Below are 13,606 nucleotides of genomic sequence, written 5' to 3'. Positions count from 1 at the left end.
TGTAAGTGATTGATTTTCGTTCCAAGTCGCTCGCTTTTACTGGCGCGAGCGCCTACCTTCGCAGGCGGGCGCTGAGCGTGGCTGGCGTAATCGCCTATTCCTCGTGTTTGTTCATGAAGACCGGCGAAACGCCATCCTTGTCTCATCTGTCCCGCTTTTCCTGCTGGAGTCTCGCACTTTCCACTGCAATCAATTCTTCAAAGAAGATTTTTGAAAGAAATGCCTACTTCCAAAAGCATTAATTTAGCAACCTTATTTCACAAGGTTGTGTTTGAAGGCGTAGATGACGGCCTGGGTGCGGTCTTGGACATCGAGTTTGCTTAGGATGTTGCTTACGTGGACTTTGACTGTTTTTTGGGCGATGAAGAGGGTGTCGGCGATTTCCTGATTGGTTTTGCCCTCCGTCATGAGAAGAAGCACTTCGAGTTCGCGGCTGGTGAGCTCCTCATGCGGGTGCTGCTGAGTCCTTTGCCGCATGCGGTTCATCATTTTGCCGGTCACCTCGGGTTCGAGAACGGACTGGCCATAATATGTATTTCGAACCGCATCTGCAATCTCGCTGGCTTTGGATGTTTTCAGCATATAGCTTACCGCACCGGCCTCAATGGCAGGATACACTTTTTCATCATCCAGAAAACTGGTGACAATGATGATCTTAGCTTCCGGCCATTGCTCGATAATCTTTTTCGTTGCTTCGATGCCGTCCATTTCATCCATGACAAGGTCCATCAGAATCACATCCGGCCGCAGATCAAGAGCAAGCTCCACCGCCTTCTTTCCATTCTCCGCTTCACCGACGACATCCAGGTCCTGCTGGGCCGAAAGGTAGGATGAAATACCGATCCTTACCATTTCATGATCATCTGCAAACAATACTTTAATCATTTTGATCCTCCTCCACCGAGATTACAGGTACTTTCACTTCCAGCCGGGTCCCTTTGTCAGGCAGGCTTACCACTTTTAACGTACCGCCAATTTCCAGCGCGCGCTCCTGCATATTTTGCAAGCCGTACGAGCCTGCTTTATTTTCATCCAATGCAAAACCTATGCCATTGTCGGACACCCGTAAAATAATCAAACCTTCCCTCTCGATCAGCAGAATCTCCAGCGAAGTGGCCTTGGCGTGCCTTAACGTATTGGAAACCGACTCCTGCAAAATCCGGAACAGGTGGTCTTCCACCCCTTTATCCAAACGCATGTCTTCGATTTTTTCATGTATGTGAATCGGCACCTTTTGAGCCAGTTCATCGAGCAGCTCTTTAATGCCTTCCTGCAATGACTTTCCTTTCAAAGCGGCGGGTCGCAAATGAAGCAATAAGGCCCTCATCTCCAGCTGGGATTGATGAATCATCTGCTCCACCAAATTGAGCTGTCGGTTTTCGGGAGCGTCGGGCTCTGTGGATTCATTGATTGCGGACATCAGCATGGAGGCGGCAAACAGCTGCTGGCTGACGGAATCGTGAAGCTCACGCGCTAATCGGTGCCGCTCTCGTGAAATCATTTCCTGAATGACTTTCTCCTGGTCTTCCGCTTTTTCATTCGCAAGCTTCTGCGATGCCCTTGCCTGCTCGGCAGCATGGCGCTGAACATTTTTCATCCGCTTCCAGAGCGCATCCACCTCCGTGCCTTCGGATACCACCGGAGGATATACAGGCCTGCCGTTCTCGATTTCCCGCAGTCCTTCTTCCACCTGCTTCAGCTGCCTGCGTGCGGTGATGCCCTGGAACATACCAAAAAAGCCGCCAATAACCAGGCTGATGACAGGTACAATTACGATAAACGGCAGGCTGAACAGATGCTGTTCCCATAAATAAGACACATCAGGCAGGGGAAACGCCATAAACACAGTAATGAAGATTACCAGCATGACGACAAAAGCAACGGCAAGGGACATGACCACACTGCGCATAAACATACTCATGTCCGCTTCACCTCTAAATCCCCAACCGCAACCGTCGTAATAATTTTAATCCGCTGAGTCGCTTCATAGTAATTATCCGTATGGTAGGAAAAAAGCTGATTAAACACTTTAGGTTCATGAATATCAAAAATGGTCGCGTTCCCTGCCAGAACGGAGTGATGCACGCTCACCGCCACTTCGTACGGAATAAGAATTTTGATATTGCCAATGATATTCCGAATTGTGATCACCGATTCGCCCTCTGGAAGGACCGTATTGCTGAGATCAATCACCGTGTCACCGATGCCGCACTGGATATTGATATCTTCCCACTCATACACCTGATCGGGGGTTTGCTGTGGTCCGTATAAAACGTTCTTAAACAAGTTCTTCTTTATAAAAAGTGACTCGGACAGCCTGGACTCCGGCTCTTTGATTTCCGGCTTAATGGTTGTCGGCCGTTTTTTGTTCTGGTACACCTGGATGAGCAGATAAATGAGGATGGCAACAAGCACAAACTTGAATGCCATCATATTCAGCAAAGTTATTGCTGCTCCAAACCAGCCGCCCCAGTAGAGCAGCTTCCCGAATGTCCGAGTCCTTCTTTTTCCGCCAACATAGATGCAGCCTGCCATAACGGCAAAAACGAAAATCAGTTCGCCGCCGCGAAAAATAAGTTCAAGAATAAGTAGAAATAGACCGATTAACAGCAGCCAGCTGATTAAATCTGTTTTTTTCCCGCTAAACATGGTGCACCCCCTTCTCGCTCTAACCCCTGCTCCTGAATATTTCTAAAAGGCGTAGAGCTCTACGCCTTTTAGAATACCATTTTTATGTTAGGAATTCGCAGGTTTTTCTTTATTTTCCCATTGTTTTTCAAGCTGCGCAAAACGGTCTTCCATCGTGTTGCGGTGATAGTCTGAATTGACCTTATGCTCAAGACGCTCAAGGTAACGCTCCATTTCATCAAACCGCAGTCCCGGTTTTGCACTTTCATTCGCATCGAGCACCTTGTTCATGCCGCGGTTTGCCCGGGCAATATTTTCCCGGCCCATTAATTCCATGCGTTTCACATACATATCCTTTAATTTATGCTTCATTTGCTCGAACTTTTGCTCCAAATTTTGGAGTTCGCGCGTCGCTTCTTCTCTTGACTGGTCCAACCGGACTGCACGCTCCTCGTATTGCTGCTGTTCAGCCGCTGCAAATTCGTGCAGCTCACTTTCACCGGCTTGAAGAGCCAAATCCGCCTGCCGCTTTCGTTTTTCTGCCTGCGCTTTTGCTTCCCTGTATTCCTTTGTAAATTCCTCAGTCAGCACATATTGGCGTTCCACAAGCTTTCTGACACGGTCTGTTTCCTGCTCGCATTGACGCAGGTATTGGTTAAGCAAGGAAATTGGGTTGTTCTGTTCCTTTTGATCCAGCAGTTCATGAAAGTCCGCTGCAATCGAATTTTTGATTCGTGAAAATAATGTACTCATTTGTTTTTCTCTCCCTTTGTTAGTTTCTGTTCATTTCTGCCCATTGTTTTTCAAAATTTACAAATGGGTCGTTGTCCTTGCCAGGATCCTGTTTCTTGCCGTTCCATTTCTTATACACTACATAGAGGACGTATGCTGCTGCGATCCCCAGCAATGCGGGAACATTGGATATGGCGGCGCATGCCGCGAAAATGCCGATAATGGCCCAGATTACTTTCTTGGATGTCGTTTCCGCCTTCATAAATCCTTTGACGGCAAAGTATAGAATCACCAGCCCAATCGCCAGGCCAATCATCGATCCGAGGTTCGCCAGCAGGATAACCGCTGCAATGCCTCCGAGTAAAAACAAACCAAATTTTTTCATTTGTTGTTTCCTCCTTTCTTAACTCTAGCTTACCTTCTGCCGTATTTTCGTATAATGTACTCCAGCTATATTTCCGCTAAGACCTGAGGCGTATTTTTAAAGTGCCGTATTCATTAACAACAAAAAAAGCCGGCCCGGGAGCATATCTCCCAAGCCGGCTTTCACTATTCATTATTCATATTAGGTCCAGGACTCGATATCGTCCTCGTCGATTTCTTCTTCATCGTTGACATTGTCGTATTCCGGTGAGTGCTTCCGATCCTCCTGCACCACACCATGTCCTTCATCCCCGGAGACAAAGCCCCGGTCGGCAGGAACATGCTGCTGCAGGTTTCGCACACCATTGGCATTGATTTCGTTTTCGACAAGATAGCGGATGGAATCCATCAGGTTCGTTTGTGAGTTGATCCAGTCAATAATGGCGGGGGCTTCGTTCTTTTTTGTTTTTAATGAAATATTATCGCCTGGCTTTTTTTGTTTCTTCATCATTACACCCCCTCACCATTTAAAATTAAAACTTAAACCGGCTGTTTCGCACGGTCTTTGATCGCACCGTAGATCTTGCCGCGTACAAACGCATCCAGTCCGTTCGCATTCATTGTCACTGCATATTTTGCAGGGATGTAAAGAAGCTGGATTTCACGCTCTTCGCAAAGTTCCTTCAGCATGGGAGCAAGGATTGGCTGCATAAGAATGCTTCCGCCGCCGTATACGCAGATCAAATCGATCTCGTTTCTTGCCTTTGTCAACTGCTTGCGGATATTGTTGATGATCTGACGAGCTTGTCCTTCAAGCGGTCTTTTCAACGTGTTCATCGCACGCGCATGATATTTGTGGTTCGGGTTTTTGATAACGTCACTGAAGAACTGACGCGGGCTGTCCGGAAGGTGGATCAGGCGGTTAAACTCGCTGAGTGCTTCCTCGATCGCATACCCTGCACCATGGTTGGTACCGTGCACGAACTGGCGCAAAAATTTGTTTCCTTCTGTAATTGGGTACTCGGTAGAACCGTCGCCAATATCAGTGTGAAGGATTCGTTTGTTTTTAAAGAAGCTTCCGTTAAAGTTTTTCGGAAGATCATTTTCTTCAATAAACGCGTCAAAAATATCGCCTTTTCTCCAGTTGCCATCTGCATCCTTTTGAAGAGAGAATGTTACCGGAGTTGCTTCAGGAATAACTTTTACGAACTCGAATTCTACTTTTACAGCCACACGCTGTTTGCCGACATGAACGGTTACGTGGTGCGGGCCATTCATGAAGCGCTTTTCAAACTTAGCTGCAGATTCGTCGGAATGCTGTGTAATTGGAAGCGCAGTTGCCATATCGACCGATACGTCAATCGATGCAGGCAGTTTCTTTTCTTCTGCAAATCCTTTTTGAACCGCTACAGCTGCAATTTGTGCAAGCGTGTTGACGATTGGAAGGTCAATCTCGTATTTGTAGTCCACACCCACCTGGATGTTTTCAATCAACTCACCGCTCTCAAGAGCGAACTTGCCTACATAGTACATACCCGCACGTGCAGCAGGGGAATCAATAGTTACAATCAGGTTCTCCTGAAGGTTGCGTACGAGTGTTTCAGGAGCCTGTTCTTCGCTCCAAGGCAGCTGGTCCACTGCGCAGTTAACGTTCGGCTGTTGAAACAAACGTCCGTCAATGTAAATATCATGCTCGCTGTTTCCGTTGTCGTTACCTACTAAAAATTGATATTGCATAGTATCTATTCCTCCTAATATTTTATCTAAAACTACCTGGTGGCACAAGGTATTACTCAGCCATACGGTTAAATATGTATGCTGTTAAAGAAGAGTCTTCTGCAAAATAGTGGCTGAAGTTCTACTATATAGAACTTCGAACGATTTGAATAGATTCCGACACTCCTCTACCTAATAATATTTGACAATTTTAGAGTAACACCTTCTATTTTAAAGAAATACCTCGCTCAGAAGTTTCTGAATGTTTTCTTGGAAAAACTTCCACCCTCCATTTGCCCCTTATTTATGGTAAAGTATTTTTTTAGGTTTACCTTGGGCCAGTAATGGAGAACTCTAGTAGTTAGTGGCACCTTTTAAATAGAATGAAATTGAAGTTAGGAGTGTCAGTATGTTTAAACTTAAGGAACGGAATACCACCGTACGAACGGAATTCCTGGCTGGTATTACCACCTTTTTAACCTTGGCCTATATTATCGTTGTCAATCCAATGATTTTAAAAGATGCGGGCGTGCCGTTCGAACAGGGCTTTACTGCTACCATTATCGCTACGGTCGTGGGAACGCTGTGCATGGCATTTTTCGCAAACTACCCGATTATCATTGGTCCGTCCATGGGGCTGAACGCTTATTTTGCCTACTCGGTCATCAGCAGCCATAACATTTCATACGCTGTTGGATTTTCGGCGGTTTTTATCACAGGCATCATTTTTCTGATCTTATCCCTGACATCCTTCCGGGCCAAGCTGATCAATGCCATACCTGCCAATTTGAAGCATGCGATTGCAGCCGGCATCGGGCTGTTCATCACCTTTATCGGACTGCGCCTGTCCGGCATTGTCGCCGATCACCCGACCAATCTCGTAACGCTTGGGGATTTCAGCTCTCCGAAAGTGGCGCTTACCTTAATCGGAATCGTTATCACTATTACGCTAATGACACTCAACGTGCAGGGTGCCCTTTTTATTGGAATGATCATTACAGGCATCATCGCCTTTTTCACAGGACGGTTAAATTTTGATAAAGGGGTACTTGCCATGCCACACCTTCCCGAAGGTGTGCTCGTCTACAACCCTATCCAGTCAGTGGCCGACGTCATCCATTACGGGTTGTACAGCGTTGTGTTTTCATTCCTGCTTGTTATGCTTTTTGATACAACCGGCGCCCTTCTCGGGATCGTACGCCAGGCAGGTTTGCTGAAGAACGGCAAGCTTGACCGCGCAGGCAGTGCCTTCTTTTCAGATTCAATCGGCACAGCGGTTGGCGCCATGTTCGGAACCAGCCCGACTGCAGCAACAGTAGAATCTTCGGCCGGAGTCGGTACCGGCGGAAAAACAGGCTTAACCGGAGTAACCGTCGTCATCCTGTTTTTGGTCGCCGCCTTTTTCGGACCGCTCGTCAGCGCCGTTTCTGCTGTTCCAGCCATTACCGCACCAAGCTTAATCATTGTCGGCAGCTTTATGATTAAAAGTATATCGGAAATTGACTGGAATGACTTCGATGAAGCCTTCCCGGCCTTTCTCGTTATCGTCAGCATGCCGCTGACATCCAGCATCGCCAACGGAATTGCCCTTGGGTTCATTTCCTACCCGATCATGAAATTTGCCAAAGGTAAAGTCCGTGAAGTACATCCGCTTGTGTATGTATTCGCCGTCCTTTTTTTATACCAGCTGATCTTTTTGGCGCAATAAGTGATCTTGTATAAGAAACCTCCTCTCCGTCCATAGTAAGGACGGAAAAGGAGGTTTTTCTAATGAACAAGCAACGCGCACAAGAAATTGCGTCTTCTCCTGTTATGGCAAATGTGACCTTCGATGGCATGCCGGTGTATATCCAGCATGTCGACGAACAGGGAGAAACCGCACGCATTTATCCGCTTGACCAGCCTGAAAACGAACAGCAGGTTTCACTTGGCAGCTTAACCGAGCATTGATCACCCCTTCCCCTGAAGGGGTTTTCTTATGCCTTTTGAAGGAATGGAGATTCATTTGGAGAAAAAAACGGGAATAGAAAGTACAGGATCAATTATACCGTTTAAGCTGAGGTGAAGCATGCATGCTGACATTAGACAAGAATCATAACCCACTGGAAAATAAAGAGCTGATTGCCTCCTTTTTCAGCCAAAAACAGGACCTTAAACAATTAATTGGAGAGACAGATACACTTTTTCAGGAGCTGAACCCGCTGCCTGCTCTGCTGCATTCATCGTTATTTTCGTTTAAAAGCCTGCTGCACAGCTTTCCGAAGGTTCTGCTGTCAACGTCATGGCACAAACATCTTGAAGACATGCCAATCGTAGAGACCGATGAACAGGAAACGATTTTTCCTTTCTGGAAAAAGAAGCTCGACCAGGAGTTCACCAGACTTCAAAACGAGATCACCCGGCAGGTTAACGTTAAAGAATTTGGCGCAGCGGGGGACGGGGTGACAGATGATACCGAAGCGTTCAAAAAAGCGATCGGCCACGGAAAGGTGAAGGTTGTTGTGCCTGAAGGCGTGTTCGTGACAAGAGGCATCCGCCTTCCTTCATGGACGATGCTGGTCGGATCGGGCAAGGGAACAACCGTCATCAAGCTTCATGACCGCGCTCCCAGAAGCCGGCAGCTCGTCACCAATTCGGGCCGGTGGAGAGGAAACCACCATGTGCTGGTCCAGGGCATGAGTCTTGATTGGAATATCGAAAGGTTAGGTCCGAAAAAACGGACAGCTGCCGGGAACAACCAATCAAGCTGCCTCACCTTTGCGCACGTCATCTACGGATGGGTGAAGGACGTCGAAGGCATCAATCCCGGCCTGCACTGCTTTGATGTCTCCTCAGCGGTCTATACCTATTTTGGTGACGGCACGCGGGCGAGAAGAAGCAGCCGCTATATCTGGCTCGATCAGCTGAACGGATACGGCTTTGGAGATGATGGAATAACAACCCACCACAGCGACAATATTTTAATTTCCAACTGCCATATGTGCGATCCGAGCGGACGTGCGCACAAGGAAGGGTTTTCAAACTCCAACGGCATCGAGGTTGATGATGGCTCCAGGAATGTCACGCTCGTCAACAATTCAACGACACGCTGCTTCGGCGGTGTGGAAATTAAAGCCCATCATAATTCGGCGGCAGCCAGCAACACACAAATCATCGGACACCTGTCGATTCATGACAACCGCTCGTATAACTTCAGGCATATCGGCCATCACATCGAAACCGATACCGAATCGATGACCGCCTATAACATTAAAGCAACCAAAATTGTAGCGGTGGCTCCCATTAGGACCCCTTTATACAAGGATTCGACTCCAAGGGCACTGGTCATTTCCGCCTACCGGAATGTGGTGATTAATCAATTTGTCGTTGTCGGCGACCCTCACTACGATTACCGCGGGGAGCCGGTCATCGCCGTTCAGTACCGTTCGCGGAATATTATGCTGAACGGACTGAACATTAAAGATTTTAAAACGGCAGGCGAGGACGTAAAAGTATTTGGCGGCGGCCATGGCTCGGATGCCGTTGAAATCCGCAACGTGACTATCCAAGATTCAGCGCCTACCGCTCTGCATATCGGGCCGGGAATCCAGCAGATCAAAATCAGTAACGTTCAGGCTGTCTGCGAGAAGGGAAGAGAGGGGCTGGTGGCCAGGCAGTCGGAACCCAAAATCTCTGAATTTCACGCGCTGGGCTATAAGACTCCGATTGCAGTAGGCAATCAGACCTGACCAACTGTAATTTGTCATGATTAATTTACAATAAGGCAACACTAATCTGCTTTTTCTTCATATCCCCTTAACACTAGAATGGTTTAATGGGTACGAAACAGACTCGTTAGGGAGGAAATAACTATGAAAAAAGGCATCACTCTCGGATTATCATTAGCGATCATGGCTTCAAGCGCCATTCCCGCTTTCGCTGAACATAACCAGCAGGACAAGCAAAATCACAATCAAATCAAGAACATTGAATTCACTTCAATGAAAGCTCCCAGCACCATCGAAAACATGGTAAAAACCTATACAGACGCAAAAGTAAAAATTACTTATACAAATGGCAAAGTGGAAGAAAAACCATTAGACTACAACCAGCTCTTTTTATCAAAAGATAAAATTGTAGACAACAAAGGCGAAAAAATACCAGCGGGCACTCCAATTGACGCAAAAGGAAACCCAATCATTGACCGTAGCGTACCGGACAAGCCGTCTTATTATATTTCTGATGCACCCGATTCCAACAGCTTCATTACCATCGCAGGAAAAGACTATATCATTTCTCACTATGAATATGATTCCATCGACAATTCCGGAAAAGAAATCAGCGGCCTGCCTGCATCCATGACATTAACACAAGTGGACCGGGATAAGAAAACCGGAAAGCTTACCGTAAATCATGCAAAGAAGATTGATTTTGCCAATGTAAACGGACTATGGACACCATGCAACGGCTCCACTACTGAATGGGGAACACACCTTGGATCGGAAGAATACGAACCGGATGCAAGAGCATTTGAAGACCCTTCTTCCTCTTCCTACCGTGATGTCACAAACTTTGCAAAAAACTATTTTGGTGATGCATCCAAGGCCAATCCTTATTTTTATGGATGGATTCCGGAAATATCCGTTCATCCAAACGGCAAGACATCGGTTGTAAAGCATTACAGCACCGGACGGTTCTCCCATGAAGTCATGCAGGTGCTTCCAGACCAAAAGACAGCACTTTTCGGCGATGACGGCGGAAATACGATGATGTTCATGTATGTTGCCGATAAAAAACGCGACTTCTCTGCAGGTACACTTTATGCGGCAAAGTTTAAGCAGACTTCAGCTGCCAACGGCGGAGCCGGAGATCTGCAGTGGATCAAGCTTGGCCACTCTACCGATAAAGAAGTGAAGAGAATCATCGATAAAGGCACGAAATTCAGCGATATCTTTGAAACGTCAGACAAGGCAGCTTCCGGCTTTAAAGCTGTAAAGACGGCAGCAAGCAAAAAAGTGGAGTACCTGAAAGTGAAGCCGGGCATGGAAAAGGCAGCAGCTTTCCTGGAATCCCGCAGATACGGGGCACTGCTTGGGGCAACTTCTGAGTTCAACAAGATGGAAGGAATCGCAGTGAATAAAGCAGACAATAAAGCTTATATTGCCATCTCCTATGAAAACGGCAGTATGAAAAAAGAAGGAATCGATGGGGTTCAGGATGACATCCAGCTTCCAGTAATTGATTCCGGTGTTACCTTTGAACTCGATTTGAATTCACAGCAAAAAGACCATAAAAAAGGACACATTGACAGCAACTATGTGCCTTCTGGAATGAAAAGCCTGTTGGCCGGTGAAGATTATTCCAAGGCTGATGCTTATGGAAATACAGCGAATCCGGATAAAGTAGCCAACCCGGATAACCTGAGCTTTTCCGATGACATGAATACCCTGTTCATTGGTGAAGACAGCGCGCACCATACCAATAACTTTGTTTGGGCGTATAATGTAAAAACAAAGAAACTTTCAAGAATCTTATCCGTACCTGCAGGAGCAGAAGCCACTGGCTTACGTGCAGTCGATAACGTAAAGAAATCACGCTATGTTCTCAGCAACTTCCAGCATCCGGGAGAGGATCTGGATGGAAAGCAGATTACGGCAGTCGATAAGACCAAACTTGAAGAAGCGATGAAAAAGGGAATCGGGATTCAGGAAACTGGAGGCGTAGGCTATATCTCCGGTCTTCCTTCCGGTCAGCTTAAAAAATAAATAAAAACACCCCCTGCACGCCGGACTAATGCGTCCGTGTACAGGGGGTGTTTTTTTGTTATCCGACAGGTACCTGCTGTTCCTCAATCATCTTTTTACAGGCCTGATAGCATTCCTCCACATGAGAGTTGCCAAGGTACTTCATCGCTCCAAAGCTGATGCCGGCCGCCACCGCCTGTCCTACTAAAGGTACAAACTTTGAGACCTGCTTCACGGCAATTTTCTTCCCTGCCTTCTTTAGGAGAAGGCCGATCATTTTCTTCGAGATGACCTTTCCGGCAAACTCACTTCCCATTGAAGTCAGAATGACGATCACTTTGCCTTTCAGCGTGTCATCCAATTTCTCAATTTGATTGGGCGCCAGCCCGAACTTTTCATTGATCGTCGGAAGAAGCTCCATCATGATTGTGATATCGGCCCCGACGTCCATGCCGGGAATGGGTACAATCGCTGCAGCCGCCGAAGTGGTTGCCCGCTTGTTCACCAGCGCTTTACACTCTTTGCGAATTTCTTCAAGTTCTTCTATTGTTCTGGGAATCATACGATTACTCCTTTATTCATAATCCTATCGAATTCATGTAATTCATGTGATGTTTATTATACCCTTTCCGGCGAAACCGTTAACCTGCAGAACGATGCCGGGTATATAAAAAAGGCTGAAACCAAGTTCAGCCTTTACCATTCTTATTGTGCTTTTTCCTTCTTAATCTGCTTGCTTCGCAGCTGGCCGCAGGCCGCATCGATATCGGTGCCGTGCTCCTGGCGGATTTTGCAGTTGATGCCGCGCTTTCTCAGCGTATCGTAAAAAGCGAGAACAGAAGTCGTTTCACTTCGCTGGTATTGCCCATGCTCATCCACCGGGTTGTATGGAATCAGGTTCACATATACCTTCCGTTTTTTATCCTGGAACAGATCGGCCAGTTCTTCTGCTTCTTTCTGATGGTCATTCACATCCCGCAGGAGAATGTACTCAATCGTAAGGCGGCGGTTGGTGGTTTTAATATAATAATCGACGGCTTCCATTAACGGCTCGAGCGGAATCGCCTTGTTGATCTTCATGATCCTTGTGCGCAGCTCGTTGTTTGGAGCGTGCAGCGACAAGGCAAGGTTCACACTAAGACCCGTGTCGGCAAACTCGCGGATTTTTTTCGCCAGCCCGCTGGTAGATACCGTAATATGGCGCGGACCGATCGCAAGTCCTTTAGGATCGATGACCACATTAATAAAGTCGATCATATTTTCAAAGTTGTCAAAAGGCTCACCAATGCCCATGACCACAATATGGCTTACTCTCTCGTCCTTGTTGCGCTCATCAAGGTGCAGCTGCACATTCATGATCTGCTCGACGACTTCCCCGCTGGAAAGGTCTCTGCTTTTCTTCAGCAGGCCGCTTGCACAGAAGCTGCAGCCGATGTTGCAGCCCACCTGGGTGGTCACGCAAACCGACATTCCGTATTTATGCTTCATCAGCACGGTTTCGATCAAATTGCCGTCCTGCAGTTTAAACAGGAATTTGACCGTTCCGTCTTCTGATTCCTGTTTGACGTGCTGCTGCATCGTCTGAAACGAAAAGCGTTCAGCCAAAAGCTTCACACATTCTTCTTTTACACCGGACATTTCCGCAAATGAAGTCACGCGTTTTCGATATAACTGCTCCCACACCTGTGACGCATGAAACGGCTTGATGCCGCGCTCAAGCAGCCAGGCGGAAAGCTGTTCGAATGTTAATCCATAAATGGATTCCTTCATCATGTTATTACCCTCTCTTCACATTCTATATTGAACTGTCACCTGGACAGACAAAGTCTTGATTAACACTTGTTATCTTAACATACAATAACAGGCATTGAGGAGTTTCGCTACTCCCAGTATGGGCAAACCCTGTCTATCCATAAACTGGAACGGCTTGAATAAGTCCCGCAGCTTTACTTTTCCGTTCATTGCCTTTAATATCCCTTGATAGTATTGCTTACCAAGTTAACAACAATGAAGCAGAGAGAGGCATGAAAAATGGAAAACTTAAATAGATATTTTGATCTTTTCGATCAATCCAGAACAAGCCAGAAGGCAATGGAGGAATTGAACCATTTATTCACAGAGGACATGGAATTTGTCCTGAATGGAGATAAAAAAAGCGGGATTGGGAACTGGAAGCTGTTCATGGAAAGAGTGTTCGCAGCCAACAGTGACATCAAGCATATGTTTGAAGGATGGAAAAAAACCGCGGACACCGATCAGTATGAAACCCGGTGGGCAGTTTGCGGAAAAACAGCATCTGGTAAGGTTTACACCCAAACCGGTAAAGACATCGCCAAACTGAATAACGAAGGCAAGATTATCTATTTGGAAAACGTTCCTGATAACACAGAACTGTTTCAAACGTATAAAGAATTGTAAGAACCAAAAACCCCTTGTACAACTTG

Annotated in this window: 15 protein-coding genes; 6 read left to right on the top strand and 9 right to left on the bottom strand. The window is 46.7% G+C overall.

From position 1 onward, the window contains the following. Window positions 1–5 precede the first annotated feature (5 nt). Window positions 6–242 (top strand): hypothetical protein, encoded by a 237-nt coding sequence (locus QYB97_RS09295; protein WP_301165722.1) that lies wholly within the window; start codon window positions 6–8, stop codon window positions 240–242. Between the two features lie 10 nt (window positions 243–252). Here the strand turns inward: QYB97_RS09295 and QYB97_RS09290 are convergent, their stop codons facing one another. The 7 genes from QYB97_RS09290 to QYB97_RS09260 all read right to left on the bottom strand — a co-directional run bounded on the left by QYB97_RS09290 (window position 253) and on the right by QYB97_RS09260 (window position 5,460). Then, entirely contained in the window at window positions 253–885 is a 633-nt protein-coding gene (locus tag QYB97_RS09290) for a response regulator transcription factor (RefSeq protein WP_301165721.1), read from the bottom strand. Then, on the bottom strand, window positions 878–1,921 hold the full coding sequence (locus tag QYB97_RS09285; RefSeq protein ID WP_301165720.1) for a sensor histidine kinase: 1,044 nt from the start codon (window positions 1,919–1,921) through the stop codon (window positions 878–880). Before QYB97_RS09285 ends, QYB97_RS09290 begins: the two co-directional genes overlap by 8 nt. Beyond that, window positions 1,918–2,649, bottom strand: coding sequence for a cell wall-active antibiotics response protein LiaF (liaF, locus tag QYB97_RS09280; RefSeq protein WP_301165719.1), 732 nt, complete (start codon window positions 2,647–2,649; stop codon window positions 1,918–1,920). Before liaF ends, QYB97_RS09285 begins: the two co-directional genes overlap by 4 nt. A gap of 87 nt (window positions 2,650–2,736) precedes the next feature. After that, entirely contained in the window at window positions 2,737–3,381 is a 645-nt protein-coding gene (locus QYB97_RS09275) for a PspA/IM30 family protein (protein ID WP_301165718.1), read from the bottom strand. A gap of 19 nt (window positions 3,382–3,400) precedes the next feature. Further along, a complete protein-coding gene (locus QYB97_RS09270; RefSeq protein WP_301165717.1) occupies window positions 3,401–3,745 on the bottom strand; it encodes a lmo0954 family membrane protein in 345 nt (114 codons plus the stop codon). A gap of 180 nt (window positions 3,746–3,925) precedes the next feature. Next, the gene (locus tag QYB97_RS09265; RefSeq protein WP_301165716.1) at window positions 3,926–4,234 is read right to left on the bottom strand and encodes a hypothetical protein; all 309 of its coding nucleotides are present in this window, start codon (window positions 4,232–4,234) and stop codon (window positions 3,926–3,928) included. A gap of 29 nt (window positions 4,235–4,263) precedes the next feature. Next, a complete protein-coding gene (locus QYB97_RS09260; protein ID WP_301165715.1) occupies window positions 4,264–5,460 on the bottom strand; it encodes a ParM/StbA family protein in 1,197 nt (398 codons plus the stop codon). A gap of 388 nt (window positions 5,461–5,848) precedes the next feature. Here QYB97_RS09260 and QYB97_RS09255 point away from each other — a divergent pair, with 388 nt between their 5' ends. From QYB97_RS09255 to QYB97_RS09240, 4 genes are all read left to right on the top strand, one after another. After that, the gene (locus QYB97_RS09255; RefSeq protein WP_301165714.1) at window positions 5,849–7,147 is read left to right on the top strand and encodes an NCS2 family permease; all 1,299 of its coding nucleotides are present in this window, start codon (window positions 5,849–5,851) and stop codon (window positions 7,145–7,147) included. A 62-nt stretch (window positions 7,148–7,209) separates the two neighbouring features. Continuing rightward, a complete protein-coding gene (locus tag QYB97_RS09250; protein WP_301165713.1) occupies window positions 7,210–7,389 on the top strand; it encodes a small acid-soluble spore protein H in 180 nt (59 codons plus the stop codon). A gap of 122 nt (window positions 7,390–7,511) precedes the next feature. Beyond that, a complete protein-coding gene (locus QYB97_RS09245) occupies window positions 7,512–9,167 on the top strand; it encodes a glycosyl hydrolase family 28-related protein (protein ID WP_301165712.1) in 1,656 nt (551 codons plus the stop codon). Between the two features lie 123 nt (window positions 9,168–9,290). Next, window positions 9,291–11,183: a PhoX family protein gene (locus tag QYB97_RS09240; protein ID WP_301165711.1), complete on the top strand. Its 1,893-nt coding sequence runs from the start codon at window positions 9,291–9,293 to the stop codon at window positions 11,181–11,183. A gap of 58 nt (window positions 11,184–11,241) precedes the next feature. Here QYB97_RS09240 and QYB97_RS09235 read toward each other — a convergent pair whose 3' ends face one another. Next, on the bottom strand, window positions 11,242–11,724 hold the full coding sequence (locus QYB97_RS09235) for a hypothetical protein (protein WP_301165710.1): 483 nt from the start codon (window positions 11,722–11,724) through the stop codon (window positions 11,242–11,244). A 143-nt stretch (window positions 11,725–11,867) separates the two neighbouring features. Further along, complete coding sequence (gene rlmN, locus QYB97_RS09230) at window positions 11,868–12,935, bottom strand: dual-specificity RNA methyltransferase RlmN (RefSeq protein WP_301165709.1); 1,068 nt, start codon at window positions 12,933–12,935, stop codon at window positions 11,868–11,870. A 258-nt stretch (window positions 12,936–13,193) separates the two neighbouring features. Between rlmN and QYB97_RS09225 the strand changes: the two genes are divergently transcribed. Further along, window positions 13,194–13,580 (top strand): nuclear transport factor 2 family protein, encoded by a 387-nt coding sequence (locus tag QYB97_RS09225; RefSeq protein ID WP_301165708.1) that lies wholly within the window; start codon window positions 13,194–13,196, stop codon window positions 13,578–13,580. Window positions 13,581–13,606 lie beyond the last annotated feature (26 nt).

Origin of the sequence: Fictibacillus fluitans (assembly GCF_030418125.1) — a bacterium.
GTDB lineage: Bacteria > Bacillota > Bacilli > Bacillales > Fictibacillaceae > Fictibacillus_C > Fictibacillus_C fluitans.
This window is presented reverse-complemented; position numbering and strand designations above follow the sequence as displayed.

Bases quoted from the DNA above. Each gene is read 5' to 3' on its own strand.
- QYB97_RS09290 (WP_301165721.1), bottom strand. From the start codon at position 885: ATGATTAAAGTATTGTTTGCAGATGATCATGAAATGGTAAGGATCGGT.
- rlmN (WP_301165709.1), bottom strand. From the start codon at position 12,935: ATGATGAAGGAATCCATTTATGGATTAACATTCGAACAGCTTTCCGCC.
- QYB97_RS09265 (WP_301165716.1), bottom strand. From the start codon at position 4,234: ATGATGAAGAAACAAAAAAAGCCAGGCGATAATATTTCATTAAAAACA.
- liaF (WP_301165719.1), bottom strand. From the start codon at position 2,649: ATGTTTAGCGGGAAAAAAACAGATTTAATCAGCTGGCTGCTGTTAATC.
- QYB97_RS09275 (WP_301165718.1), bottom strand. From the start codon at position 3,381: ATGAGTACATTATTTTCACGAATCAAAAATTCGATTGCAGCGGACTTT.
- QYB97_RS09250 (WP_301165713.1), top strand. From the start codon at position 7,210: ATGAACAAGCAACGCGCACAAGAAATTGCGTCTTCTCCTGTTATGGCA.
- QYB97_RS09285 (WP_301165720.1), bottom strand. From the start codon at position 1,921: ATGAGTATGTTTATGCGCAGTGTGGTCATGTCCCTTGCCGTTGCTTTT.
- QYB97_RS09245 (WP_301165712.1), top strand. From the start codon at position 7,512: ATGCTGACATTAGACAAGAATCATAACCCACTGGAAAATAAAGAGCTG.
- QYB97_RS09225 (WP_301165708.1), top strand. From the start codon at position 13,194: ATGGAAAACTTAAATAGATATTTTGATCTTTTCGATCAATCCAGAACA.
- QYB97_RS09260 (WP_301165715.1), bottom strand. From the start codon at position 5,460: ATGCAATATCAATTTTTAGTAGGTAACGACAACGGAAACAGCGAGCAT.
- QYB97_RS09240 (WP_301165711.1), top strand. From the start codon at position 9,291: ATGAAAAAAGGCATCACTCTCGGATTATCATTAGCGATCATGGCTTCA.
- QYB97_RS09255 (WP_301165714.1), top strand. From the start codon at position 5,849: ATGTTTAAACTTAAGGAACGGAATACCACCGTACGAACGGAATTCCTG.
- QYB97_RS09270 (WP_301165717.1), bottom strand. From the start codon at position 3,745: ATGAAAAAATTTGGTTTGTTTTTACTCGGAGGCATTGCAGCGGTTATC.
- QYB97_RS09235 (WP_301165710.1), bottom strand. From the start codon at position 11,724: ATGATTCCCAGAACAATAGAAGAACTTGAAGAAATTCGCAAAGAGTGT.